Below are 24,542 nucleotides of genomic sequence, written 5' to 3' on the forward strand. Positions count from 1 at the left end.
AAATGGTGCTAAAACGGTGCTAAAAATGGTGCTAAAGCATCCTACATAAGGCAAGCTGAGAAAAGCGAAAGTTGATGTCGGTAAAAATGTCGCTAAAAAAGTGTCTTTGACCCAGATGAAGGTAGAAATGAGGGTAAAAATGAGGGTAAAAAGAGGATTCAACTGTAAATTCAGCGGTAATTGTTCCTTAAACTGTAATCTATTTACACTTCGATGAAGGCGTCGTTTCGGAAGGTCGTATGCTCATTGTTGAAAACATACCCGAGCTGATTGGAAATACAGAGAGTGTTCCCAATCCTAATATCCACATTATAATGGGAATGACCATATATCCAATATTCTATATCACTGTCTTTTATAAAGTCTTCTAATTCGACAATGAACGCTCCATTCGCCTTACTGTCCTTGAACTTCGGGCACTGCATTCTGAATGAGGGGACATGGTGGCTCACCACAATCTTATGTCCGGCATTACTGGCGGCTACTGCTGATCTTACAAAATCAAGACACTTCCTGTGCTCTCTGTTGAAATCCGCGAATGTCAATAAATCCGCCCCATACATTATGCGTCGGAAATCGGAGACTACCCGCTCTGTGAAAGCAGCTTCTTCCCGGGAAATTTCCGACCAGAGAGTCGATACTATGATGTCGGTGTCTTCTATGGAAATGACACTGTTATAGTACGCTGCGACATTATGGCGTATTTGATGTATGTATCCATTGTCCAGTGTCGTAATATCAAAATATTTGTAGAACTCATGGTTGCCCATCGCAACTATGACCTGTCTGTAATTCTCGGATGCCCAGTCCCAAAAAGGATGTTGGCTGTAGTTCTGATCTCCTAAATATCCTATATCCCCGGCAAGGATAAGAATATCACCCACTACTTTGAGCGGATTATGTTTGAGATAACTTGCATTCTCGGCAAATTCAAGATGCAGGTCTGATGCGTATTGTATCTTCATTATTCCTCCACAAATAGAACTTCCAACTGTTCGAGCAGTTGCCCGACAAGCACAGGCTCTGCATCGAGAGCTTTTGCCAACGCCGGAGCGAGATTATCATAATCGCTTCTGATCGCTGCAACAAACTCCCTTACACATTGCACAACGGACGAGGGCGCAGAAACACTGCCATCTTCCACTATGACCATGCTTTTCATTACGTCAGAGCGATGTTTCTTGATATTGCGTGTATTCACATGCAGTCCCCGCGCTTTGTCCGAAAGCAGGTTCAGATACGCCTTGGTTTTTAACGCAATCAAGGCTACGGGAGATGCGTGTCTGATTCCATCTGTGAGCGTACTGTTGGCTACTGTGAAATTATAGAAATCATCATCCATTATGATTGCGCTTAGGCTCGATATGTCACCGTCTATCGGCAGCGGTTCAATCACCAGACCGTGAGGTTCACCAAGCACGTCGGGATGTCGTGAAAGAAGTTCTATCATCTCAGGATAATCAGGCTTGCCTTCGACAAAACGATACAGCTCGTATTTTGTCGGTTCTCCGGCTTCCGACCTGCGTCGTTCCGGACGATAACCGGCTTCCTTGATAAAATTCCAGAATCTTTGACCAAATTCGGGAGTCATGTTCTCAACGACAACAATCATGTCGATGTCGTGAGTGGCACGGGGCCTGACCACCGTGCCGGTCATGGCTATGTCGCAGGCGGTGCCGCCTATAATCACATAGTTTTCCGAAAATTCGGCAAACGCCTCTTTGAATTTGTCTAATCCGACCATTTCACTTGCTTAATCAGTTGTTCTACTTCTTCCTCTACTCTCGGATCCTCGTCATGGTTCAGCGACAACGCCAGCGACAGTCTATCCACATATATTTCGGAATCGCCTTTGCGACATACCGGCGGATATTTCCATATCTCAATTATTATATTGCCGTCGAACTCATTGGGGTTTACCACCGAGCCGTCAGTATCCATCTCTTTGAACTCTTTGCCTGTCATCATAACCCATTGCTCCGCATCCGGGTTAAGAGCGGTATAATGAGCCAGTGCGTTAATACCGCAGACCGGAAACTTCCTTTCAGTGTTCAAGGCATCACAATAAATTCGTCGGTCAACAGGATTGACAACATACTTTCCAGCCGCCTCCCATAATTCTTTTCCACTGTGCTTGAAACTGACAGTTTTGCTTCTGGAATCCAGTGCTGCCTTAACGCATAATCCCAAATCTGACAGGCAAGTAAGACCAAGAGATACACTTTCGTATGAATACGGCATCAGTGATGCAATGGCTTTAGTCGATTTGCCCGCGATGCTCTCTACCTGAAGATGATACAGAAGCAGGTATTGTGCCACAGGTGTAAGCTGAGAGGGAATCTTCCTTGACGATACCTTCTCCATAGCCACCAACATCGGAAGATTAGCATATTTTTCAGACATCACGAAATAGACATCCTTCTCCATAAGACGTTGACGCTCATAAGTCATTGCCGGAGCAAGGATAAAGACAACAGGCATTCCGAACAACTGTGTCAGCCGTTCGGAAATGATTGCACATTTGCGAGGCGTAGGGTTGGCGCCTTTTGGCTTTACGAACAATAGCCGGGCATCTCTGAATGTCCCGTCATAAAAGTCATACGAGAGTTTCTCTCCCATATTAAGACCGCTCAACTCATCTGCGGAACGCTTGACGAGCTGAATCCTCTGTCCGATTATGTCGAGTTGAATATCCTGCATTGTTTTTGCTACATTTTAATAGTATATTAAAACGATGCAAAAATAGCGATAATTTATGGAACTGCAAAATTATATGCCTCAAAATGGTTTATAACAACATGATGAAAGCGGCAAGAGGCTGGGCGGTCTGCATTGTTGGCGGCGGTTATGCCGTCAAAAGGTGACGGTGCGGAGCACTGACACCTTTCGACCGCATCGCGCCTACGGGCAACTGCGGAACACCGAGAATCGGCAACGCCTCCGAGGATTGGCAACGGCTTCGCTGATGCCACCTCTGAGACTTATTGCCGTTCCTCCGTGTTCTTTATCGCCGTTGCCTGATAAGGACTTTTACGACCGCCCCGCCACTTGACGCTTGTTTCAGCAGTCCACGGGTCGAGACAGTGATAATCCGCCTTCCTGTGTTGCCGGCTTATCACAGACTCGCCCTGCCGGGACTGGTCAGTTCCATTTTTTTCAGTGCATTATTGTTTTTCCAGATAAATCATGTCACATAATGTTACCCCTTCCTCAATAATAGGAGTGGGGTAATTATCTGTGAAGAAATTTGGAATACGATGAGAATAGGAATAGCCACAAGATTTATAGAACCTCAATGTTGAGGGTGTTTCTCCAGTTCCAAGAATGATCTTTTTATTTGAATGTTGTGATTCGGCATATTCAAGCATCCGATGACCGTATCCATGCCGCCTGTATTTTTCTTCAACGGCAAGATTTTTTATTTCGACAGTATTAGGGTCAAGATTTAAGGTTACGCAAACGGCTATCGGCTTACCATTAAATAAGCCGACATAAAGTGTTCCCGAATCAAGATAACGATCAATCATTATCTCTGATTCATCTCCAATTAGAAGTAGAGGAAGATATTGTTTTTTGTTTTTATCGACCTTGGTGATTATAAAGTTGTCATCAGTTGCCATATTACAAAATTAGCAATTTTTCACGGGATTTCGGTGCCAATATGCTGTCATTCGTTTTCACCGTCACGGAGTCTTAGCTCCAGATCATGCGATACTATCAACTCAGGAAGCCTTGCTTGCTCGGATTCAGAAACGTGCGGAGCAGGGCTATTCTTTTGCCTTTTGGCTGAAAAATCTCCACACTTACAGGTAGTATTTTTAACCCAAAGGGCGAACAGCCCTTCTTTGCCTCCGCACGCGGCCGTGTCAACGAGCAAGCAAAACTTCGATAGTCGATAGACGCATAAAAAAATGTCGCACGATGAAAACGAACAACAACATATCAAACAGACGAGGCAGAGCATCCATCTCCAGTCTCAACCGCATAAAAAGGGTTCTCCTCTGGGCGGTGGGGATAATCGGGGCAATACTCGGATTGGTGTTGTGGGTGTTTCTCCGACCGATATTCCGAGGCGTAGGCTGGGTCATCAGTCTTATATCTGCCCTAATGATAATCTATTGGTTACTTACCCTTTAACAAATTACTGATATGGCTACTATGAAATCAAACAATGCTGCAATCGCAGCTATGCAGCAGATGCTCCAAGAGCGTTGCATCGCAGAACCCACATTCGCTATCAAAATGGCGAACCCGAATAAGAGTATGGAAGGAGCTATAAACTATCTGTGCTCACAAATCCAAAAGAGCGGAATGTGTTGCGTGGACGACACTACCGTGATGAACATATTGGTCCACTACTTCGACGAGAACGAGATTGAGGACTGCGGAAAGGTCAACTGCAACATCGTAGTATCGAAGCCGGAACTCTCTGATGAGGACAAAGCCGAACTCAAGGAGCAGGCTATGGAGCAGTACAAGCAGGAGCAACTCAGAGAAATCAGACGGCAGTCAGCTCCGAAGGCTCAACCCAAGCCTACCACGGCACCCAAAGCCGGAGAAGAAATCAATGTTCAACCCAGTCTATTCGACTTCTAAAATCCCAGTAAGATGAAACCGAGAAACAAGAAACAACAGCATATAGTGGAACTGAGTGGGCGACTCCGCCCGCTCACCACCGCCCAAAAGAAGTGGGCATTCAGTCACACCATCGACCATTATGCCTATCGTCTCAAATCGGGCAAGGCGGTCTGTATGGACTGCGGTCATGAATGGCAGGAGGTGGGCTTCGGCATCTATCGTTGTCCCAACTGCGGAGAGAGGGTCGAGATACGCAATACCAAAGAGCGTGTACGCCGAGACAAATCCTATTTCAACGTAATTACCACTATGGAAGGCTATCAGGTAATCCGTATGTTCCTGATGATAGTGGAAATGCGCAAAGGAATGAAGGCGAAACCCGCCTATCTTGAAATCGGTCAGTATTGGATTGACCCCAAGGGACACGCAACAGTAGTAGGTCTTCAGCGCACACTCGGCTATTACATTGACTCCTTTGCTTTCGGCTCTCCGTTGGAGATAAGGGTCGACAACGATGCCTTCCGCCACATCGCAGGGCAATGGGTATATCCACGCATCAAGGCAACCGACACCATAAAGCGCAACGGGTTCAAGGGTTGTTGCCACGCAATGCACCCCGTGACACTCTTTCAGCAGTTGCTCACCAATCCCAAAGCCGAGACACTGATGAAATCCGGAGACATCGAAATGCTACGCTATCTCTGCCAGCATCCGCAGGAGGTTGACAAGTATTGGAACTCCATCAAGGTAGCCAAGAGAGCCGGATATACATTCAAGGCACCGAGTATGTGGTTCGACTACATCAAGATGTTGGAGCGTATGGGCAGAGACCTCCATTCCCCGTCATTGGTCGCCCCCAAAGACCTCAAACACGCCCACGATGAATATGTGGAGAAGGTCAACCGACAGAGAGTGAAGGAGCAGAGGGAAGCCAACCGCAGGAAAGCGGAAGCCGACCAAGCCAAGTTTGAGGAACTCAAAGGTCGCTTCATCGGACTGACGATGACAGACGGAACAATCCGGCTCCATACCCTCGACAGCATAGCCGACTACTATGAAGAAGGCACCAAACAGCATATATGCGTAGGTTCAGCGGGCTACTACCTCAAAGACGACACGTTGGTGTTCACAGCCACAATGGGAGGCAAAACCATCGCCACCGTTGAAATCTCGTTGAAGGACTATTCAATAGTTCAATGCCGAGCCTTCGCAAATAAGGTATGTGAATATACCGAGCAGATAGCCGGCATCATCAAAGCCAACAAGAAGATGATTGCCGAGCGCAAGAGAGCATAAGTTTAACACGACCACCGCCAACTCCGGCGGTGGTCACAACACCCCACAAGACCATGACACGTATGACCCAAAACGGAATATCAACCACCCAAGCCGGACAGGAACAGTACGAGACCTTTTACTCAGCCCGCCGAGGAAAGAAGATTAGCAGAGTAATGTACGACTACCGCACCCATGACGGAGACCTCTTTTCGGTAGTCGCTCCGACCGTCAGAGAGTGCCGTCACAAACGTGACGAGTGGCTCGCCAAACGAAACAAGTAACCATAGCCATATCAGTGAAGAAGGCGGTGAAGCGTGATGCTCCATCGCCTTCGATTTGCCAAAAATTTCGGCCGCCACTGGCGGCGTTTGGAGAGATCCTCATACGGTGTAAATATTATCGTCACTCGATTTATTTCTGATTCTCTCTTTTAAGAATTTTATTGATTGTCACAATCATTGTATCGTGAAGAACGACTTTTAGACTGTTGTCATCTTTCAAAGCTATCTCTCCCCGATCTATGAATATATCAAGAAGTTCCCTCTTTATTTTAGAGTATGGTTCACCAAATGGTATCAGTCGTTCATCTTCCCAATATCTGATTACAATATCAATCCACAATTCTTTCAATGCCGCCTTTTCCTCCTTGTTGAGTTTATCGTATTTCTTGTGCTCCGGCTCGATGGGAGGCATAATATCAATATCCGGATTGAACATGTCGTATTCTATTTCACCTAACACATCTTCATCATCTATGACCGGGATTTCGGGGTCGAATTCGACCCCTTTCTTTTTACGGGACATACAATCCTTGCATACATGGAGTGCGTGTCCCTTGCCACTGAATTTCTCATTGGCTTTGTATTCACCGCATATTCGGCAGTAATGTCCTTGTTGCTTCTTTTTCTTTGCCATATGCAAAATTAACAATTTATTAGAATACCGCCAGTCGCTATGTGTCCGGAAATATTCACAACTGCGAGATCCATCATATAGTGGTTCTCGCAGTTGTGTGAAACTGAGACAGTCTTGTTCAGACTGCAATGTCTATATGCTGTGGATTTTTGATAGTGCTTCTTGATACACGGAATACCTCTGGATTCTCAAATTCCACATCATCGGGAGAATAATGTAACCCGATAGCTGTTGATTCTCCGCAATGAGCGCAACGGCCTATTACGATCCCTGAGGCTATTTGCTCCATTTCATCTTCGGTATTTGGGAAGTCGAACTCGATTCCTTTATCAGATCCACACTCGGCGCACTTACTTTTCTGAGAGTAATACTTGGCTTTGCCAAGGTGAAAAACAGTGAGAGAGATGAGGGACACTTTGTACTGAAGCTCCTCATCGTGGTTTGAGGCTGGCTCTGTCTTATTTTTAGGGTCAGTCATTTTTAGTTTTTTATTGTGTTAATAGTATATCTCGCTTATGCCGACAATCCCGGCCTGAGCAACAGGTTGTGTCTGCTCGCAGACGCTCCATTCACCAAAATAGGCATTCCCGGTGATGTTTTCACGGATATTATTACAGATATTCAGAATAATATGGGAGTATGGGAAGTATGTCAGCATAGAAATTTTTTATTTTTGTTAAACATTCGATATTCCAAACACACGTTTCCTATATAAGGTTCAGAGGAGTATCGAAATTTTTTATTACCTTTGTAATCTAAATTTCCACCATATAAAACTGATAACAATTATGACTAAAGCAGAAATAGCGACCGAAATCGCAAAGACTACCGGCATCGACAAAGCCGCAGTTCTCTCGGTAGTTGAGCAGTTCATGGCTGTTGTAAAAGACAGTCTCGCCCATGGTGAAAACGTCTATCTTCGTGGTTTTGGCTCATTTATCGTCAAAACCCGCGCCGAAAAGACGGCTCGAAACATCAGCAAGAACACAACCCTCATAATTCCGGCTCACAATATTCCGGCATTCAAACCCGCCAACACCTTCAAAGAAGAAGTTGCAAAATAAGATGGATAACAAATATAATGAAAATGGCGATAATCCCGTTGATGATATGACGGTTGATTACGACTATCATGTCAATACAGGGGATTTGCCCGAATTGTTTGATGAGGCATCCATAGATGACTTTATCGCCAATCTCAATTACTGGGATTGAAACGCTGATTCTCATAAACAAGAATACTAATACCATCGGAAGACATGACCCATAAAGAAATAACAGAGCAATCGCGAAAACTTTTGTTGCTGGCCGGAATTAAACTATTCGGTTCCAAAGGCTATGATGCGACATCTATTGCCGATATAGAAACCGAACTACATCAGACTCGCGGAGCCATAACGTATCATTACAAGTCGAAACTCGGCATGTTTGAGGCAACGGTCAACAAATACTATCTCAATCGTGTCATGCCGTCTTCCGTTTCAGAAGAATACCGTAACAGTCTCAAAGACTTTTATATCAAATATGTCTCGATGCTGGAGGAAGAATGTCTGGAACTGACGAATGCCGGAGTTTGTAATGTTGCAGGGACATTCCTCAATCTTGAAACAGATGCACTGAGAAGTATCCCTGATTTCAGAGACAAGTGTGCGGAGCTTAATGAGAGACAAATATTAGTTCTTGAACTTGTGATAAGGCGGGCCATTCAGAGTGGAGAGATTAAGGCAAATATTATTCCGGCAGTAATCGCTGAAATGTTTATGAACGCGGTCTTGGGTCAGACACACCGTTCTAATGTCGAAGGGTTCTTGTACTACACAGATGGAATGTTACGCCAGTTCAACAGCCTTTATCGGTTGATTTCCAATAATTAGCCTGCAAATATTATGTCAGACAATACGACCATTATAAGCTGGAATATCAACAGCATTGGCAGACGTTTCGACGAGCTGAAACAACTCGTTGAAAAATATAACCCTGACTATATTTGCCTGCAAAAAGTCAGGAACAAGACCTCCCTTGACAAATTCACGATTCCGGGTTATCACTCGTTGTTCACATTTGATGATTATGGTTCGATGAGCGGGGTCTTGCTATACACAAGAATAATAGACGGTATCGATTCTATTCTTCAACTTGACTCAATGCCTAAACGCATACAGACTCCCGCTTTGAGTGCCGAGGGACACTTGCAAGTCTATAACTGTGGAAAGTTCATTCTTGCAAATGCCTATGTGCCCTTTGCCAATCCACAACTTGAAGGTTCTATAGAGTACCGCAAGGCATGGGACGAACAATTCCGCAAACTTATAGTGGGACTGTCGGATGAATTGCCGGTCATCATTTGTGGCGATCTGAATATTGTGCATACAGACAAAGATGCCTGTGAAGAGAAACATATCCAGAACCGACCATGTTTCTCGACATGGGAACGAGCTGATTTTGATTCATTGTTATCAGAGGCGAATCTTGTAGATGCTTTCCGCCACCTGCATCCGGAAGAAAAGAAACCGTCATTCTACGGCAATTTCAGATTCTTGGGAATCGGCAACCGCATAGATTATTTTCTCGTCAGTCGCTCTCTGCTACCTGAATTGATTGATTCCGATGTGTTGACTGACTTCGGAACAGGGCAGAGCGCACCCATAATACTTACTCTCAGGGATAATGGTTAATCTACGGTGCGTCGTCGAGCATATCACTTACCAGAATCAGGAAAACGGCTGGTCGGTGATGAAAGTCAAGGTCAAGGGATATGACAATCTCGTGACCCTGACCGGTTCTTTGCTTGACGTGCCAGTAGGGAGTGTTCTTCTAGTTGACGGAGACTGGCGTGTTGACCCGAAATATGGTCAGCAGTTTGTGGCTCAGTCTTGGACCGAGGTAATGCCTGCCACTCTTTATGGAATTGAGAAATACCTCGGCAGCGGTCTGGTGAAGGGTATCGGACCGGCATACGCAAAGGCGATAGTCAGTCGTTTCGGTCTTGAGACTATCGACGTGATAGAAAACGACATCGAGAGATTGCTTGAAGTTCCACGTCTCGGGAAGAAACGCATGGAGAAAATCCGCGAGAGCTGGGAGAAACAGAAAGACATCAAGGAGGTGATGGTATTCCTGCAAGGTCATGGAGTCAGTACGGCTTTCGCCGCGAAGATTTATCGTAAGTACGAAAAAGAGTCTATCGCCAAGGTAAAGGAGAATCCGTATCAGCTTGCGGATGACATCTGGGGCATAGGGTTTAAGACCGCAGACAGCATTGCCTCCAAGATGGGTTATGTGAAGAATGATCCCCGCCGGTGCCGCAGCGGAATACTTTATACCCTCAACGAACTGGCGGAAGACGGTCATGTTTATGCCGAGCCGGAACAGTTGGTAGAAGCCGCTGTCAAACTGTTGGATGCAGAGGAAAATCCCGTGCGTCAGGCTCTCTCCTCGATGATGGAAGCGAAAGATGTTATCGCTGACAACGACGTGATATATCTGCCTCCCTTCTATTATGCCGAGAACGGTTCCGCAAAGAGGTTGCAGACTCTCCTTTCTGATACATCGTTATTCAATTCCGATGTTGCTGCGGAACCGGAAGCAGAGTATGGCTCTAAAGCCGATGGTATTGTCTATGACGAGGTGCAGCAGGCAGCAATTCAGAAAGCCCTCGATTCTAAAGTTATGGTGCTGACCGGCGGACCCGGTACGGGCAAGACTACCACCACACAGGGAATAATCGCTGCTTTCAAAGCCCGTCACATGAGTATTCTTCTCGCCGCCCCCACAGGTCGCGCCGCCAAGCGAATGTCGGAGGCAACGGGTATGGAGGCTAAGACAATACACCGTCTTCTGGAATATAATCCGATGGACGGATATAAGCGCAATGACGAAAATCCATTGGAGGGAGACGCTCTGATTGTGGATGAATGTTCGATGATTGACATTCTGCTGTTCTACAACCTGATGAAAGCAATCCCATCGAATATGCGTCTGATACTCGTCGGCGACATTGACCAGCTGCCGAGCGTCGGTGCGGGAAATGTATTGCGGGACATAATCGACTCCCGGCAGATTCCGGTGGTAAGGCTGACGCGCATTTTCCGTCAGGCACAGTCGAGCCGTATCGTTATGAACGCCCATGCCATAAACGCCGGGCAGTTCCCGAATATCAGGAACGGTCTTGACACCGATTTCTTCTTCATAAATCAGGAGGATGCCGATGAAATGGTAAAACTCATCATCGGACTTGTGCGCGACCGGTTGCCGAAGAAATACGGCTATCCGCCGAAAGAAGTGCAGGTGCTGACGCCGATGCAGCGTGGCACGGTCGGAGCAGGCAACCTCAACATCGAATTGCAGAATGCCCTAAACCCAACGGGCCCGTCACTGGCTCGTGGCGGCTATACTTTCCGTCTGGGCGACAAGGTAATGCAGATTCGCAACAACTACGACAAAAATGTCTTCAACGGCGATATCGGCTATATAACTGCGGTTGATACGAATGAGCGGACACTGACCGTTACTTTTGATAGTCGCCTTGTCGAATACGACATAACGGAACTTGACGAGATTGTGCTGGCATACGCCATTACAATCCACAAGAGCCAAGGATCAGAATTTCCGGTGGTTGTGATGCCAGTGACGATGAAACATTTCGTCATGCTCCAGCGCAACCTCATCTACACCGGCATAACCCGCGCCAAGAAAATCTGCGTACTCGTCGGCACCACCAAGGCCCTCGCATACGCCATAAAAAACCAGACCGTTTCTAAACGCAATACCAAGCTTAAGGAGCGGCTAAACGAAAAATTATGAAAGCATCTATGATGTATAATATTATAGCAACGTTATCTATCGCTTTGATTGCCTGCTCAACAAATCATCGGGATAATGGTTGGTACCCTGTTGATAATTCCAATATTATAGAAGGGGACGCAATCGCCACGACAGCAGACTTTGAGGTAGTTTCTCTTGATACGGTTATGACTCCGGGGGTTGCATTTATTCAAGGGAAATTGAAACAGGACAAAGTTGATAGCTGGACAGATGCTACCGAACGAAGAATAGGCAAACGCATTGGATTTGTATTCAATGATTCTGTGATTATGGCACCAACAGTCAACTGCCGTATAGAAAGCGGTAGTTTTTCAATCAACAGCGCAGACAAGAAACTGATTCTTGAAATCTACAATTCTTTGGACTGTGAGAAAAAGGAGGTTCCCGACATAAAATCTCAGAAAAGCTATGCGACTGCGGATGGAATGACTATGAGAATTGTAAGTCCTGACCCGATTACAGTTCCGGTTGATTCTCTTATCGTGGAATTTATAAACAGCCGCAATGTGGACGGAACGATCGGAGAATGGTTCAGAATCGATAAACAATCGGCTGACGGGAATTGGAATGAAGCACCTTACTCAGGAAAATATCTTGAACTAAAGGCAAAAGGGACTGAAGTCTGTTTCAATGACATTGGATATGTCGTGCGGCCTGATGGCGCGTTCAAGATGACAGTAAAGCCGTGGATCTATGACCTTAGAGATAAATCCGCTAAATATCGACTTGTGAAAACGTTTAGCTATCCGCCATATCCAACCCATAAAAGCGACACGGCTTATGTCGAATTCCAAATCAGATAAATCGTTGTTTATGCTGCAAATTGGTAAATATAAAATTGGATTCGCACCGGCATCAGTGATTATAGTTTTCATTGTTTTGTCGGCATGTGCTGTCATAGCCGCTTTTCATCAGGCAAAACCGGAGTATCCGATTCCGTTGTCAAGACTCATCGTAATCAACGAGGGGATGGCATTGCTGGCTACACTTGTATATGGAATTTTCGTCCACTTCGCTATCGCAATCATCAATCGACTGAAGAAATGAACATCGAGGAATTGAGAGAGTATTGTCTTTCGATGGAGAGCGTGACCGAAAAGATCCCTTTCGGGAAGTTTGCGCGTCGCTTTGACTCGGTTCTCGTGTTCTATGTGCTCGATCACATGTTTTGCATGACCGATATGGACGATTTTACTTCCGTGAATGTCAAGGCCGATCCGGAAGTGATTGAAGAACTGAAGATGACTCGTTTATCGGTCGGAAGCCATCGCAACATGAGCGAACGCCACTGGATTCAGCTCAATCTCAACGGCGACATTCCTGACGGGGAAATCTATGACCTTGTCAGGCGGTCGTATGAAATCGTCAAAGCGAAATATACCAAGAAACTGAGGCGCTAAATCAATCTGGAAATATTGCCACTTTGATTACGCCGTCGTGATGGTTCTCAAAGAGGTCGTAAGCTTCGGCGATGCGCGAGAGAGGATAGCGATGGGTAATGAGTGGTGTCGTGTCGATTTTTCCTTGCTCGATGAGCGATAGAATTTCCGCGCAGTCGCAACCGTCGACACCACCGGTCTTGAATGTGAGGTTCTTGCCATACATATCGGGCAATGGTAAAATTTGCGGTTTGTCATACATCGCCACAACAGTGACTACCGCATTCGGACGGGCCATTTCCCATGCCATGCGGAACGTGTCATCGGCACCCGCCACTTCAATCACGCGGTCGGCGCCCCGGCCATGAGTCAACTGGCGAACAACGGCTGAACATTCCTCCGGCGATACAACAATGGCCTCGGGATAATGTCGGAGGACAAAATCGCGCCGCCCGGCATCTTTCTCGCAGATAATGATATGTTGTGGATCTTTCAGCAGAACACAAGCGAGGGTGCATAGTCCGGTCGGTCCGGCACCGATAATAAGCACAGTATCGTCGGGTGATATTTCCGAAATCCTTGTAGCCCAGAAACCAGTGGCGAGAATGTCACCGACAAAGAGTGCTTGTCCATCGCTGACGGTATCCGGAATGCGGTTCAGGCCCTGGTTGGCCATAGGAACGCGTACATATTCCGTCTGGCCGCCGTCTATACGGCAGCCGAGCGCCCAACCGCCTTCGGGCGACTGGCAGTTGTTGACGTAGCCATGTTTACAGAAGAAGCACTCTCCGCAATAGGTCTCGACATTCACCGTCACGCGGTCACCGGGCTTTACAGCAGTGACAGCGTTTCCGACTTCCTCGACAACGCCCACCATCTCGTGTCCGACGGTGATACCGAGCATAGCTCTTGGCACCGACCCATGCTTGATGTGCAAATCGCTTGTGCAGATGCTTCCCAGCGTCACCCGCACAATAGCATCCGTCGGTTCCACAATCTGCGGCTTCGGCTTCTCAATCAGCTCAAACTGACCTTGTTTGATATATGTATATGCTTTCATTGTTGTCGTTTGTTATATTTCTGAGATTTCGGCGAAACGTGGAAATGTACGACCGTTACGGGTTATACGCTCAAAGAACATCTTCTCGGGGCGCACCCAGTAGCCGTGGTCTCTATAAAGAGCCTGATATACGACCATGCGCTGAAGCGTCTCGGAATCCTTAGCGATGTGCCATAGTCGATATTTGCCTCCTTTGAAATGCCGGAAGTACCGTTCTCTTATCGGCTTGACTTCATCGAGCATGGCTCGAATGGCCGGCACGAGGTCACGGCGTACATTGTCAGCTGTCATAGTATGCGGTCCGTCGTAATCTATGGCGGTTGAATAATATTCCAGGAACAATTCTCTGAAATGTGCCAGCGTATCCTGCGAGCCGAACATTCCCCAAACGCGGTCGCGGTTGAACTCATCGTAGCAGTCGAACTGATGCCTTTGCAATTCGGCAAACTCCTCAATCAGCTCCTGTGTAACCTCAAACCGCTGTTGCCTGTCGGCGCGAGGCGACTTGTATTCTTGCCAGCCTTTGCGAGGCTCCAGAAACTCAGTCATTTTGAGAAAAGGACTGACAAGAATTGCTGGAATTCCTGTAAGTCTGACAAGCTGTTGACCGTAAAATGACCCGCAACTCGAACCCACAATCAGATCGAACTGCTGGACACAGCACAAATCCTGAAGCATATCCATGGCCTCGCCGGGATGCAACGGCAAATCCGGAGCCATTATTTCAGCTACTCCGTTCATTTCCACTTTTAATGTGTTGGCAATTTCACAGTCTCCGCTGGAGGTAAAACCGTGAAGAAACAATATCCTTTTCATGATTGGTTTCTGTTTCGGATTCCGTATATTATAATTATGGCAAGATGCAGTATGATTCCAGATACAAGCGTGACAAGCAATGCCAGTCCTTCGTTTATGAAAATCAGGTCTCTAAGGGGCATCGGCCATTCGAGACGAGCATGGTGTAGTGCCATAACAATGGTGCAGACACTTAGGAGGATGAAAACTATAATCATCGACAACGGGGCTATCCCGAATTTATATCTTCCAATCTGTATCATTGTTCAGTCGTTCTTTCAGTTTAGTGTTGCGTTTGGAAACAGTCTGGTTGAGTACAGTGTAGGCCAGAGCCTTCATCGTTCCGACCAGCTGTTCTCTTGATTCTTGTAAGTAATATTCTCGCCCACGACACACCGCAGCTTAATCATTACCAATTTATTTAGAGTTTTGGTTTCCATATGGCAGAAGCAGAAAATATGAACAATCTCTTAGAAGCTCTAGTCAATGCCACGTAAAGGTTGTTAACATCTTCTATCTTATGAGCATCTATTATTATTACATCTTCAAACTCCAATCCTTTTGTTAAAAGTGTAGTACCAATACAATTCCCTTCAACCTTATGACCAATTACCCGAATCCTATTTCGATGAATAATCATGTTATCATACATAGAGACACCACCTTTCATCCTCATAATTGCAAATATAGCAGAAAGCAACTCTTGCCGCTTAGGATAAAAATGCAATTCATATCTAAGGTATTTTAATAAAGCTTCAATGCTCTCAACTGAATAGTTGGAAAGTTCAATGCTCTTCAAAAGCAATTGAATCTTCTGTGCACTAATACTTTTGTCCCAATCTGTTTTCCGTTTAACACCTTTAGCATTAAACCATTCATCAATATCACCTTTCCTTAGAGACACTGAGTTCAGTAACCTAATGAAAGACTCAAAAAAGAGTTCTTTTGATTGCGAAGATATGCATCTGTCAAGGATTTTAGCACATTGATAGAACGTTTTGTCATCAATTGACTCTAGTAAGGTAAATTGATGTGATAAGTCAAATTGTGTTTTTCTCTGCGCACGTGTATTTATTTGATATTCGAACCCATTTGGGAACAAAATCAATAAATTTTTACTTGAAGTCTCTGAAATAAGTTTACGTAATTTTATCCAAAAATCGCTTTCTGAGGATTCTCCTATAAAGAACGTTGCGCCGGATATCTTATCCAAAGACAACGTAGTCTTACTCCTTAATGTTGCTCTTAACCAGTTCAAACTATCACCCAGCAGTCGATTATTGTCTTCTTGATACCACCGCCATGGTGTATTCAAAAAATTATAACAATTGAATTTTGAAAAATCAGTTTCAAAATTAACCATCCTTTCTTGATTAAATCCAAATATCGCTTGTAAGGGATCCGCCATAATATGCAATGGAATAGCGAAAGCACATAGTCTAATAAAGACGTGTTGCATGTATGAGCAATCTTGATGCTCATCTGCAATAATGTGACTATAGGTTTTACTTAATATCAGGCGTGGCTTTTTAAGCTTCATTATCTCACAGGCACGCTTTAATATCTTATCAAAATTCGGTCTTCCGTCTGCTTTTGCACATGGTAGATGACCATCGAATGTCAATACTATTTTCTGACAGAAACCTGAAATGGTTGTAATTTCTACTTTTGAACCTAAATTTATATGAGCACACTTTTTCTTGATTGATGCCACTCCTGCATGTGTATGAGTTAACACTAAAATAGAAGTAGATACAATCGGACACAGATATTCCAACGCTTCTGCTAGAAATGTTGTCTTTCCATATCCTGCAGGCGCTATTAAAAGACTATTCTTTTCACTTAGGAAATTTATGCTCCTTGGATCCATTTTGTAAGATTATCGAGCTGCTTATAAAGTCCAGATTCAGGCAAAATCATACCATTTACAAAATCCCCATATACAATTTCTGATAATTTTTCCCCCTTATCAATGTTCTTAAACCAACTCCCCTTTTTAGCAAATAAGCCAATTTTAGTTCGATTTGATATAGTATCATTTGCTATATTCGAAATTGTCTCAGGAGAAAGCCCAATTTGGGAATAACAGGCAGCCTTTGGATCTAACTCTTGTGCTAAGTTGACCAGTTTTACCAGAGTCTCCCAACATACATCTTTAAATATCTGTTGCTCTAAACTAAGACCATCTTCCCATCTTACAATTTTACAACCTGCTTCTTCTGCCTCTTTATGTTTCTTTTCGATATCTTTTGCGTCATGATCGCAGAAAACACAAATATCCACATTATATGTTCGTAAGGAAATCGCAACTTTATAAAATTTATCACCACCTTTACAATTCGCGACACTAACACCATGAAGGCTGAAACCATCCCCCTTCTCTCTCATAATAGAATCCATTTTCCGGAGAAATCCTTCCTCTGTTTTACCCTCACAGGCAATTACTTTCTTGGCAAAGAAAAGTTCGGGATAAGTTCTTAATACTGCTGCAAAATCTTCGTGATAATCCCATAATCCAGTATGATCGCTTTTTACGTGGAATAACTGGTTATAGGTGCTTTCACATACAACATAAGGAGAATGTGTTGTCAGTATCATTTGGCCACATTTATTCCCCTTAAACATTTTTATAATGTTTAGTATTCTATCTGGTTCTAAGCCTTGCTCTATTTCATCAACAAGTACAATTCCACCTAATTGAGTCAATTCAAGTTGAATCGCCATGGATATAAGTCTTCTTGACCCATTGCCAAGTAAGCGACATGGCTGATTATCTTTGTGCAATCCTACATTTCTTAAGGTAAAGGCGTTTTCTTTGAAATCCAACTGCGCATTGAAAGAAGAACTGGGGACACCCAATTTTGAAGCATATTCCTTTACCTTAAGGGCAGATTGGTCAAATTCCTCAAATGAAGATATATCCTTTCCATGTAAGAATGCACCACGTATAATGGCTGTCATCTTATGATTAAGACTTTCTCTTTCCTCCCGGGAATTTTGAGTCAGTGACGCTAATGGAGATTGTCTATGAAATGAAAAGTGAGATTCATTACTATCTTCAACAAAGAAGGATCTGAACAATTCTCTCTCTTTGCTGTGAATTTCTCTATCAGATACATCATCCCTACCTGATATAATATACCATTTAGGCTCGAGACTATCATCAACCACCAATCGGATAGTCAATGCTAATGTATCTCCATCTTCCTCATTAGATAAATCAGAAGAAATACTTCCATCACTTTTATGAAGCTTATAGTTAAAACCGATTGTATCTAACGAGGCAATCTCATCTGGTACATCTACAATATCTCCCTCTATTATTATTGGGTCTTCCACTTTACCACCGTAAAAATCCCAATCCGAAAAAGGGTAATTCCATTGTGGACTTAGAAGAGCATCAATAGCCTTAAGTATTGTTGATTTGCCAGAATCCCCACGTCCTATCAGAACAACGAAGCATTCGTCACCAAATGATGCCTCGAAATTCTCAAAGCACCTATAATTCTTTATTCTCAGATTCTTTATTCGAGCCATAATTATATATCATTAAATTTCAAGTGCTTGAATGCTATATCAATAGGTCGACTTTTTTATCAGGGATAAAATACAGTGTTGTCATGATATACATATTAATGGATATGAATAATTAATTCACCAGAAAAGGGTAATGGTTGATTTTCATCAACTATTTGCCATTTAATTATGTAATCTCCTTCTTTTATAGTTGAAATATACAACTCTTCTCGATTTGTTACTGTTTCACAAAAATAGTGAGTAAGAGCATCAGCTGTAATCATATAAGGATTACGGACTTTCAGTTGGGATTTATGATTCCAATGGTTTTCATATTTTCCACTACGTGCAGTCCCTTGGTACATGCCATAAGGAGATAAGGCAAGAGTGTTAAGTCCACCTTGAATCCGTTCATAAAGTCTCTTTTGAGCTTTCGTTTCTAATTTGGGCTCATATGGAGGTGTAACATCAACCTCACATAATGCTTCTTTAGTGTAAATCATTAATTCATCAGGGAAATATATACATATCCTCATTTCCCCAGATTTGATAGAGCCACTATTTTCGACTAATAAATTAAGCCGATTGATACTCCTGTCAAATATATTACAAGAAAGTTGAACTTTCTTTATGGCACACATTTCATCGATATATTCATCAACTTGCCGATTATAGTTCTCAACGTCATCTTCTTGGATTGCTTCATCGCCTAAGATTCGGGACAATGGCAAATTAGAACCACCAAAATATGAATTATAAGAACGATAGATACGGTGAGGAAATTCTTCTATAAGAGATTCTTTATATTTCTCTAATTCAGAATCAATATCCACTATTTCATACTTAGGAAATGAGATTTCATTTGAATGATTATCGAAACATAAATCTAATATAGGGGCAGCGTTAGTCAACAGTTCAATCTGTTTTTTTAACTGTTTTATTTCTGATTCCTCATTCGTTGGATCCATTGGGCATAAATATTTATCTGGCAAATCAAGGCACTCTATACCCAAATCCTGACATCTCAAGAAAAGGCCATTGTCATTGGAGATGATAACTTTCCTGTCTTGAGTATCAAAATCAACAGCCGAGTAAACTATCCAATCATCCTGCGACATCGAATTAAAATCATCCGATTCACATATTGTACGGGAAGGGTTCTTGCAAAATGTCAGAGGCACTTTACAATTACGCCTCTTGCGAATTATATCTGAGAGCTTTTTATTGATTTTCTTGGCGCGTTCTCTCCGCTTTCCGATGGAGGAATCCTTGTGTTTATTGATTTCATTAAGCACCATCGGACAAATCACAATTTCGTAGTCAGGATCTTTTACAATATCATTCCAATTGATATTTTCAAAATCCTGAAAATGCAGAAGAGAATTTGTATCTAAAAAAATATAGGTCATAGAATCAATTATCTAATGCCAAGTGCTTTGAAGGCTGCATCGACTGGGTCGGAATAGACCTCCAAACTGAATCGAGATATGAGGTCAGCCGGGACTTTTGCGTATTGCATCATGTCAGCGACCGGAAGAAGCACTTTCTTTGCTCCGGCATCTGCGGCAATCTGTAATGCTCCGGCGAGGTCGTTTGAAGGTATTATGGTTCCTCCGATGCTCATGGATCCAAGGACACACATTTGCGATTGTATCGGGCGCTGAGTGAGGCCTGACACCATTGACACAAATGCTGCCAATTCGAGACCCTGCAATGTTCCAAGACCATTTATGTCAGTAGCCTTTAGGTGAAGTTCATTTTCGGCATATTTGACGCTTTGCGTTACGCGGCTCAGGTTTGACCGACAGTAGTTAACCGCCTCCTTCAGCTCGTCACTGATAGCGCTTCCGCTTCCAAATCCCGTATGAGTGAACTTGCCGTTTCCGGGCATCACCTGCAAATCGAGCCTGACAAGACCGAGATTGCCGTCACCGGGTGTATGTGCAACGCAGAACAGCGATCCCGGTTGCATTTCACCCTCCGGAATCAATGCCGAACCTCCATTTTCAGGTGTGCTTACATATTTTTCCTCGCCGGTTTCAAGGTCGATATAACTGAAATGGGTGTCGTAGAACTCAAGTCCGCCAATTTTCTTCAATTGCTCTTTGATACGTCGACGTCCGACAAGTGCATATTCCAAACATACACGGACATCCTCCTTATCATACTTTTCATCGGGGAAAAGAAGTTTCAAGAGTCCGCTGACTGTCTTTTTTACTGCTATGGTATCTCGCTGGTTAAGGTCCTTACCAAGACGGAAATACTTCTGTATAGCATCGCTGAAACTACGTTTACGCATTTCGCGCAGACACTCCGAGAAATAATCCGAAATGAAACCATAGGAATCAGTGAAGAATTCGGGTCTCATCTTCGGTATTTCCCAGCCGGGAAGATAATGATGGAATCTGTCGAAGAAGGCGGTGTCAATCATATCTTTCGGAAATGGTGCCAACAGATGGCTTACTTTAACCAGATTTTCGATGCTGCCGTTAATATTTCCTACAAACACCATCGAGGCATTGGCGTTAATGCTTTCTTTGCCGCGGCTGAAAGATCCATTGGCCATGTATCCCTTCATGATCTGAATACCATCCTTGTCTTTCATGTTGATGCCTGCGACCTCATCGAAGGCTACAACATCCCATGTACCGACAAGGCCCACAGTGTGCCGCCCCATATTATAGAAGAGATTTGCGACCGTGGTTTGTCCTCCGGAAATCAGGATTGAGTAAGGCGACAATTCGTCATATACATACGATTTGCCAGTGCCTCTCGGTCCAAGTTCGCAAATATTGTAGTTGTTTTCTACAAACGGAATCATACGGGCCACGAGATGCCATCGCGTCTGTGGATCAAGATTTGTCGGTTCCATTCCGACACTGCGGCATATTACCTCAATCCACTCTTCGAGTGTAAAATTATGGCGGTTCTCAATATATTCCTCCAGATCGGTAGCTGGCATTTGAATAGGCTTCAGCGTAAGGATGCGGAAAGGCGAACCCTTTTCGTTCTCATCATAATTATATTCGAGGTCGATGATGCACCAGATGCCGCCGCACAACAGCTTCTCGTACTGCTTTATATATCCGTCATCTACGATTACCTTGTTAATGTTGATATTGAAGATAGTGCCCTCGTAGTTGTCCGTTTTCTCGTTGAGTTTGGCCGATACCTTGTCGATTATCTTGTAATGTCCGCGTTCACGGATCTTGGCTTTAACCTTTTCCGCTTCATCAGGACGCACAAAGTTGTCTGCCAATACATGCTTTACGGTCTGAACACCTTCTTTTATATCATCTTCATTGTCTGTGGCGCAGTACATGCCGAGCAAATATTCCAAAACATAACTCGGAACATTCGCACCCTCTTTTATAGCTTTGGTAAGGTCTTTGCGGACAACTTTACCACCATAACAATCATTGAGTTTCTGATCTAACGTATCCATATTGGCCTATTCAGAATTCATTAGCAAACATCACGTTGACACGATATTTCTCCTCCTTATAGGGTACGAACTGGTCGGTGTTCGGCACCTGTCGTTCCAATTTCAGAGTTATGTCCCTGCCATTTAACCGTGAGAGCTGGTTTTGGAATATAAATACATGTTTCTGTTCGCGCTGAGTGCTGTCTTCACTCTGCGTTGCGAATGTAAGAATCGGGGAATCGGACAACAAGTTCCCGGCATCGTCATAGAAACCTATGCGTAGTGTAATCGGTGTAACTTTTTCAGTTACAGATTCGGTCTGATAGAATCCGATAGTCTGCTTATTGGTGGTGATTCTGGCGCGATGGCTCAATACGTCAACATCAACCTGACTGATATTGGTAGACTTCTTAATATTGACATGAAGGACAGGCACAACAATCTCCTGCAACATACTTCCGCCATGAACGAATCGGCTTCCGGAGCCCTGTTTCCTCATTCGTGTCATGCCTTTGGCAATTTGTATCTCGCGACCGGGAAGAAGACCGACATCCTCGCTGTTCCATGTCTTTAATACGTCGCCTCGTTTCAAGTTGTTGCCTATGATGAAACGGCGAGTATCAGTAATCAAATCGCCCTCGGCCTTGAAATCGGAGAATTCACTCTCATCCAAAACCTCATTCTGATAGATATATCCATGATCTGAGGTGATAAGGATATTTGTTCCGTTGCCATTGCGAATAAGCTCTACTATTTTCACAATCTGATCAAACTCCTCTTCCGTTGCCTTAAAAACGTCACCTTCGGTATCACGCTTATCTCCCGTGAAGTCAATACGATTGCTATAAATATATATCAAGTCATATTCTTTGAAAGCTGTTTTCGGAAAGGTAATCTCAAGAAAGACCTTGGCAGAGATGGCTCGGCTTTTGGTAACATACTGCTGAAGAATTTTTTGCCGCGCATCTGTACCCTTACTACTCATGCCGTCTACAAAAGCCTCATCCTGAGGCTTATTGTAAGAAAGTTCCCGATGAGGAAGAAGAGATGCCATGCCGAGTTGGGTGTATGACGGTAAAGTCGATACCATGGCCGGTCGCATTTTTGTCTCGGTTCTATTGAGTGCTTCAATGCGTTGTTGCAGTTCAACCATTGTCTCGTAGCGCATGGCATCGCTTATTATGACGAAAAGTCTCTTTTTCTGGTCGATAAAGGGATGAACATGTATTCTATAAAAATCTTGCTGCGAGGTAATGCCGTCAAACTTCCATTTTCTCATGTTGTCAACCAGCGGTTGCCATTTACGGGCAATCTCATCGAGATAAGAGGTAGTATAGACTCTTTGCACGAGTTCTGCAACCGGTGCAATCAATCTGGTGCTTTCAGCCTGCTTAGCTTCCCGAAAGAACCTGCGGTAATGAAAATCTATTTCATATAATTGGGATGTGTAGAGTTTAAACGCTTCCTCCACACTATTAAGAAAAAGTCCGGGGATATATCGCCTCACAAGTTCGATTACCCTGCGCGCTTCAAGTAGAGCCTTGATGGTGTGAGCTGCTACTTTCCAAAATACCTTAAACTCGCGGTCTCTGACTACGCTTTCAATCTGTTCTACGTTCATTGTGTCATTAAGTACCGCATGCTGGAGATGTGACGCGATTAATTTATCGACACAAGGGAATGTTTCTATTTCTACAAGTTCATCTAGGGTGAAAGACTGCAATTCAGTCGGAATGCTGAGTTCATGTTCAAACGAGGTTGCCAGCTCATGGTAGGTCTCTCCGAATTTGCGGCTGTCACGCCAGTCTCGCATAAAGATATGAGCAGCATTTGAAAGTTTCGGCTGCATGTGGAACCTGTCCATATCATCCCTGAATAACACGATCATGAGATCCTTGACAGATTCTTGACCGGCGTAGCCAAATAATACCTTTATCTCCTCCCAGAAAAATTTGGAAAAGCCATACTCTTCAAATTTGTCTATGATAGTGGTAACATCACTCACCGACTCTCCGGCCATTGACAGAAGCATCTGCTCAATAGTAGAATCCACGTTTGCGGTGACGCCCATCATTTCAAGAAGAATCGACCTTTCGCTCATCCCAGGAGTAATGCGGCGAATGAGATTACGACGGTTGGCTTCCACATTAAAAAATCGGGTATACGGGTCAACAAGACGATGTTTCAACTCCATAGGAATACCACATTCAGCCGCATAAAGCGACCCCATGTCTGCCGAAAAAACAGCACCCGAAACTTCCAGATCGAGAAGCCAGTTTTCATCATCTTCCGGATGTGGCTCTTTGCTGTATATCAGGAATCCACGTTCCGGTTGCATTCCCGTAAGAATATGGTATTTAATGGAAAACGGATTCTCTTCAAGAGTTAGTTTTTCCACACCGGGAAGTTCAATGGATTCTGCGACAGCGGACATTCCACCACCTTCGTCATACCAAAAGACAACTCTATTTTTGTCAATTAAATCATCAAGAACTGTCTCAATTTTTTTCTTACTCGACTCTGCCATTTTAAAATGAGATTGTCTTAGTTTTATCGTTTTTTGAGGTATCTAACTCTCCATCCAAATTAGCCTCTCCTAAATGTTTTCCTTTACTATCAAACACTTCATAGTGATAGTTGTGAAAATTATCCCAATACCACTACTGTCCACTAAAAATGGACGGGGTTAAAAATTAAATAAATTCGGTTCACTTGAACCATAGAGAACATTGACATTTTTGAAATTCGATTTGTCGAAGAGGTCTCCCAGATG

Annotated in this window: 23 protein-coding genes; 10 read left to right on the forward strand and 13 right to left on the reverse strand. The window is 44.0% G+C overall.

Annotated elements, in window-relative coordinates; translation table 11 throughout:
* Positions 1-203: 203 nt before the first annotated feature.
* The 4 genes from QGT73_RS07970 to QGT73_RS07985 form a co-directional block, all read right to left on the reverse strand.
* Positions 204-965, reverse strand: coding sequence for a metallophosphoesterase (locus QGT73_RS07970; protein WP_280120833.1), 762 nt, complete (start codon positions 963-965; stop codon positions 204-206).
* Entirely contained in the window at positions 965-1,744 is a 780-nt protein-coding gene (locus tag QGT73_RS07975; RefSeq protein WP_280120834.1) for a hypothetical protein, read from the reverse strand. The genes QGT73_RS07970 and QGT73_RS07975 overlap by 1 nt, the downstream gene beginning before the upstream one ends.
* Positions 1,732-2,700: a hypothetical protein gene (locus QGT73_RS07980; protein WP_280120835.1), complete on the reverse strand. Its 969-nt coding sequence runs from the start codon at positions 2,698-2,700 to the stop codon at positions 1,732-1,734. The genes QGT73_RS07975 and QGT73_RS07980 overlap by 13 nt, the downstream gene beginning before the upstream one ends.
* Before the next feature lie 464 nt (positions 2,701-3,164).
* Positions 3,165-3,620: a GNAT family N-acetyltransferase gene (locus tag QGT73_RS07985; protein WP_280120836.1), complete on the reverse strand. Its 456-nt coding sequence runs from the start codon at positions 3,618-3,620 to the stop codon at positions 3,165-3,167.
* 529 nt (positions 3,621-4,149) lie between these two features.
* Between QGT73_RS07985 and QGT73_RS07990 the strand changes: the two genes are divergently transcribed.
* The 3 genes from QGT73_RS07990 to QGT73_RS08000 are packed head-to-tail and all read left to right on the forward strand — an operon-like array spanning position 4,150 to position 6,137.
* The gene (locus QGT73_RS07990) at positions 4,150-4,596 is read left to right on the forward strand and encodes a PcfK-like family protein (protein WP_280122103.1); all 447 of its coding nucleotides are present in this window, start codon (positions 4,150-4,152) and stop codon (positions 4,594-4,596) included.
* A 12-nt stretch (positions 4,597-4,608) separates the two neighbouring features.
* Complete coding sequence (locus QGT73_RS07995) at positions 4,609-5,874, forward strand: PcfJ domain-containing protein (RefSeq protein WP_280122104.1); 1,266 nt, start codon at positions 4,609-4,611, stop codon at positions 5,872-5,874.
* A gap of 53 nt (positions 5,875-5,927) precedes the next feature.
* A complete protein-coding gene (locus tag QGT73_RS08000) occupies positions 5,928-6,137 on the forward strand; it encodes a DUF3873 family protein (protein ID WP_280120704.1) in 210 nt (69 codons plus the stop codon).
* Between the two features lie 130 nt (positions 6,138-6,267).
* Here the strand turns inward: QGT73_RS08000 and QGT73_RS08005 are convergent, their stop codons facing one another.
* Entirely contained in the window at positions 6,268-6,771 is a 504-nt protein-coding gene (locus tag QGT73_RS08005; protein ID WP_280120703.1) for a hypothetical protein, read from the reverse strand.
* A 118-nt stretch (positions 6,772-6,889) separates the two neighbouring features.
* Positions 6,890-7,249, reverse strand: coding sequence for a hypothetical protein (locus tag QGT73_RS08010; protein ID WP_280120702.1), 360 nt, complete (start codon positions 7,247-7,249; stop codon positions 6,890-6,892).
* Positions 7,250-7,559: 310 nt separating this feature from the next.
* On the opposite strand from QGT73_RS08010, the gene QGT73_RS08015 reads away from it, so the two are divergent.
* From QGT73_RS08015 to QGT73_RS08045, 7 genes are all read left to right on the forward strand, one after another.
* Positions 7,560-7,835: an HU family DNA-binding protein gene (locus tag QGT73_RS08015; protein ID WP_280120700.1), complete on the forward strand. Its 276-nt coding sequence runs from the start codon at positions 7,560-7,562 to the stop codon at positions 7,833-7,835.
* A 1-nt stretch (position 7,836) separates the two neighbouring features.
* On the forward strand, positions 7,837-7,986 hold the full coding sequence (locus tag QGT73_RS08020) for a hypothetical protein (RefSeq protein WP_280120699.1): 150 nt from the start codon (positions 7,837-7,839) through the stop codon (positions 7,984-7,986).
* Between the two features lie 44 nt (positions 7,987-8,030).
* On the forward strand, positions 8,031-8,645 hold the full coding sequence (locus QGT73_RS08025; protein WP_280120698.1) for a TetR/AcrR family transcriptional regulator: 615 nt from the start codon (positions 8,031-8,033) through the stop codon (positions 8,643-8,645).
* 12 nt (positions 8,646-8,657) lie between these two features.
* Positions 8,658-9,446, forward strand: a complete 789-nt coding sequence (locus QGT73_RS08030; RefSeq protein ID WP_280120697.1) for an exodeoxyribonuclease III — start codon at positions 8,658-8,660, stop codon at positions 9,444-9,446.
* Entirely contained in the window at positions 9,439-11,574 is a 2,136-nt protein-coding gene (gene recD2 / locus QGT73_RS08035) for an SF1B family DNA helicase RecD2 (protein ID WP_280120696.1), read from the forward strand. The genes QGT73_RS08030 and recD2 overlap by 8 nt, the downstream gene beginning before the upstream one ends.
* Entirely contained in the window at positions 11,571-12,398 is an 828-nt protein-coding gene (locus QGT73_RS08040) for an immunoglobulin-like domain-containing protein (protein ID WP_280120695.1), read from the forward strand. The genes recD2 and QGT73_RS08040 overlap by 4 nt, the downstream gene beginning before the upstream one ends.
* Positions 12,399-12,638: 240 nt before the next feature.
* Positions 12,639-12,995: an MmcQ/YjbR family DNA-binding protein gene (locus QGT73_RS08045; RefSeq protein WP_280120693.1), complete on the forward strand. Its 357-nt coding sequence runs from the start codon at positions 12,639-12,641 to the stop codon at positions 12,993-12,995.
* A gap of 1 nt (position 12,996) precedes the next feature.
* Here the strand turns inward: QGT73_RS08045 and QGT73_RS08050 are convergent, their stop codons facing one another.
* The 7 genes from QGT73_RS08050 to pglZ form a co-directional block, all read right to left on the reverse strand.
* Positions 12,997-14,034: an alcohol dehydrogenase gene (locus tag QGT73_RS08050; RefSeq protein ID WP_280120692.1), complete on the reverse strand. Its 1,038-nt coding sequence runs from the start codon at positions 14,032-14,034 to the stop codon at positions 12,997-12,999.
* Between the two features lie 12 nt (positions 14,035-14,046).
* Entirely contained in the window at positions 14,047-14,850 is an 804-nt protein-coding gene (locus tag QGT73_RS08055; protein WP_280120691.1) for a YqiA/YcfP family alpha/beta fold hydrolase, read from the reverse strand.
* A 400-nt stretch (positions 14,851-15,250) separates the two neighbouring features.
* A complete protein-coding gene (locus QGT73_RS08060; RefSeq protein ID WP_280120689.1) occupies positions 15,251-16,699 on the reverse strand; it encodes a UvrD-helicase domain-containing protein in 1,449 nt (482 codons plus the stop codon).
* Entirely contained in the window at positions 16,681-18,366 is a 1,686-nt protein-coding gene (locus QGT73_RS08065; protein WP_280120688.1) for an ATP-dependent nuclease, read from the reverse strand. Before QGT73_RS08065 ends, QGT73_RS08060 begins: the two co-directional genes overlap by 19 nt.
* Before the next feature lie 95 nt (positions 18,367-18,461).
* Positions 18,462-19,754: a PIN domain-containing protein gene (locus QGT73_RS08070; RefSeq protein ID WP_280120687.1), complete on the reverse strand. Its 1,293-nt coding sequence runs from the start codon at positions 19,752-19,754 to the stop codon at positions 18,462-18,464.
* An 8-nt stretch (positions 19,755-19,762) separates the two neighbouring features.
* Positions 19,763-21,790, reverse strand: coding sequence for a protease Lon-related BREX system protein BrxL (gene brxL / locus QGT73_RS08075; protein WP_280120686.1), 2,028 nt, complete (start codon positions 21,788-21,790; stop codon positions 19,763-19,765).
* 10 nt (positions 21,791-21,800) lie between these two features.
* Complete coding sequence (pglZ, locus tag QGT73_RS08080) at positions 21,801-24,296, reverse strand: BREX-1 system phosphatase PglZ type A (RefSeq protein ID WP_280120685.1); 2,496 nt, start codon at positions 24,294-24,296, stop codon at positions 21,801-21,803.
* Positions 24,297-24,542: the final 246 nt, after the last annotated feature.

It is taken from the genome of Duncaniella muricolitica (assembly GCF_910574735.1).
In the GTDB taxonomy this organism is placed as follows: Bacteria; Bacteroidota; Bacteroidia; order Bacteroidales; family Muribaculaceae; genus Duncaniella; species Duncaniella muricolitica.

Coding starts and splice junctions, on each gene's coding strand:
- QGT73_RS07970 (WP_280120833.1), bottom strand. CDS start 965: ATGAAGATACAATACGCATCAGACCTGCATCTTGAATTTGCCGAGAAT.
- QGT73_RS07975 (WP_280120834.1), bottom strand. CDS start 1,744: ATGGTCGGATTAGACAAATTCAAAGAGGCGTTTGCCGAATTTTCGGAA.
- QGT73_RS07980 (WP_280120835.1), bottom strand. CDS start 2,700: ATGCAGGATATTCAACTCGACATAATCGGACAGAGGATTCAGCTCGTC.
- QGT73_RS07985 (WP_280120836.1), bottom strand. CDS start 3,620: ATGGCAACTGATGACAACTTTATAATCACCAAGGTCGATAAAAACAAA.
- QGT73_RS07990 (WP_280122103.1), top strand. CDS start 4,150: ATGGCTACTATGAAATCAAACAATGCTGCAATCGCAGCTATGCAGCAG.
- QGT73_RS07995 (WP_280122104.1), top strand. CDS start 4,609: ATGAAACCGAGAAACAAGAAACAACAGCATATAGTGGAACTGAGTGGG.
- QGT73_RS08000 (WP_280120704.1), top strand. CDS start 5,928: ATGACACGTATGACCCAAAACGGAATATCAACCACCCAAGCCGGACAG.
- QGT73_RS08005 (WP_280120703.1), bottom strand. CDS start 6,771: ATGGCAAAGAAAAAGAAGCAACAAGGACATTACTGCCGAATATGCGGT.
- QGT73_RS08010 (WP_280120702.1), bottom strand. CDS start 7,249: ATGACTGACCCTAAAAATAAGACAGAGCCAGCCTCAAACCACGATGAG.
- QGT73_RS08015 (WP_280120700.1), top strand. CDS start 7,560: ATGACTAAAGCAGAAATAGCGACCGAAATCGCAAAGACTACCGGCATC.
- QGT73_RS08020 (WP_280120699.1), top strand. CDS start 7,837: ATGGATAACAAATATAATGAAAATGGCGATAATCCCGTTGATGATATG.
- QGT73_RS08025 (WP_280120698.1), top strand. CDS start 8,031: ATGACCCATAAAGAAATAACAGAGCAATCGCGAAAACTTTTGTTGCTG.
- QGT73_RS08030 (WP_280120697.1), top strand. CDS start 8,658: ATGTCAGACAATACGACCATTATAAGCTGGAATATCAACAGCATTGGC.
- recD2 (WP_280120696.1), top strand. CDS start 9,439: ATGGTTAATCTACGGTGCGTCGTCGAGCATATCACTTACCAGAATCAG.
- QGT73_RS08040 (WP_280120695.1), top strand. CDS start 11,571: ATGAAAGCATCTATGATGTATAATATTATAGCAACGTTATCTATCGCT.
- QGT73_RS08045 (WP_280120693.1), top strand. CDS start 12,639: ATGAACATCGAGGAATTGAGAGAGTATTGTCTTTCGATGGAGAGCGTG.
- QGT73_RS08050 (WP_280120692.1), bottom strand. CDS start 14,034: ATGAAAGCATATACATATATCAAACAAGGTCAGTTTGAGCTGATTGAG.
- QGT73_RS08055 (WP_280120691.1), bottom strand. CDS start 14,850: ATGAAAAGGATATTGTTTCTTCACGGTTTTACCTCCAGCGGAGACTGT.
- QGT73_RS08060 (WP_280120689.1), bottom strand. CDS start 16,699: ATGGATCCAAGGAGCATAAATTTCCTAAGTGAAAAGAATAGTCTTTTA.
- QGT73_RS08065 (WP_280120688.1), bottom strand. CDS start 18,366: ATGGCTCGAATAAAGAATCTGAGAATAAAGAATTATAGGTGCTTTGAG.
- QGT73_RS08070 (WP_280120687.1), bottom strand. CDS start 19,754: ATGACCTATATTTTTTTAGATACAAATTCTCTTCTGCATTTTCAGGAT.
- brxL (WP_280120686.1), bottom strand. CDS start 21,790: ATGGATACGTTAGATCAGAAACTCAATGATTGTTATGGTGGTAAAGTT.
- pglZ (WP_280120685.1), bottom strand. CDS start 24,296: ATGGCAGAGTCGAGTAAGAAAAAAATTGAGACAGTTCTTGATGATTTA.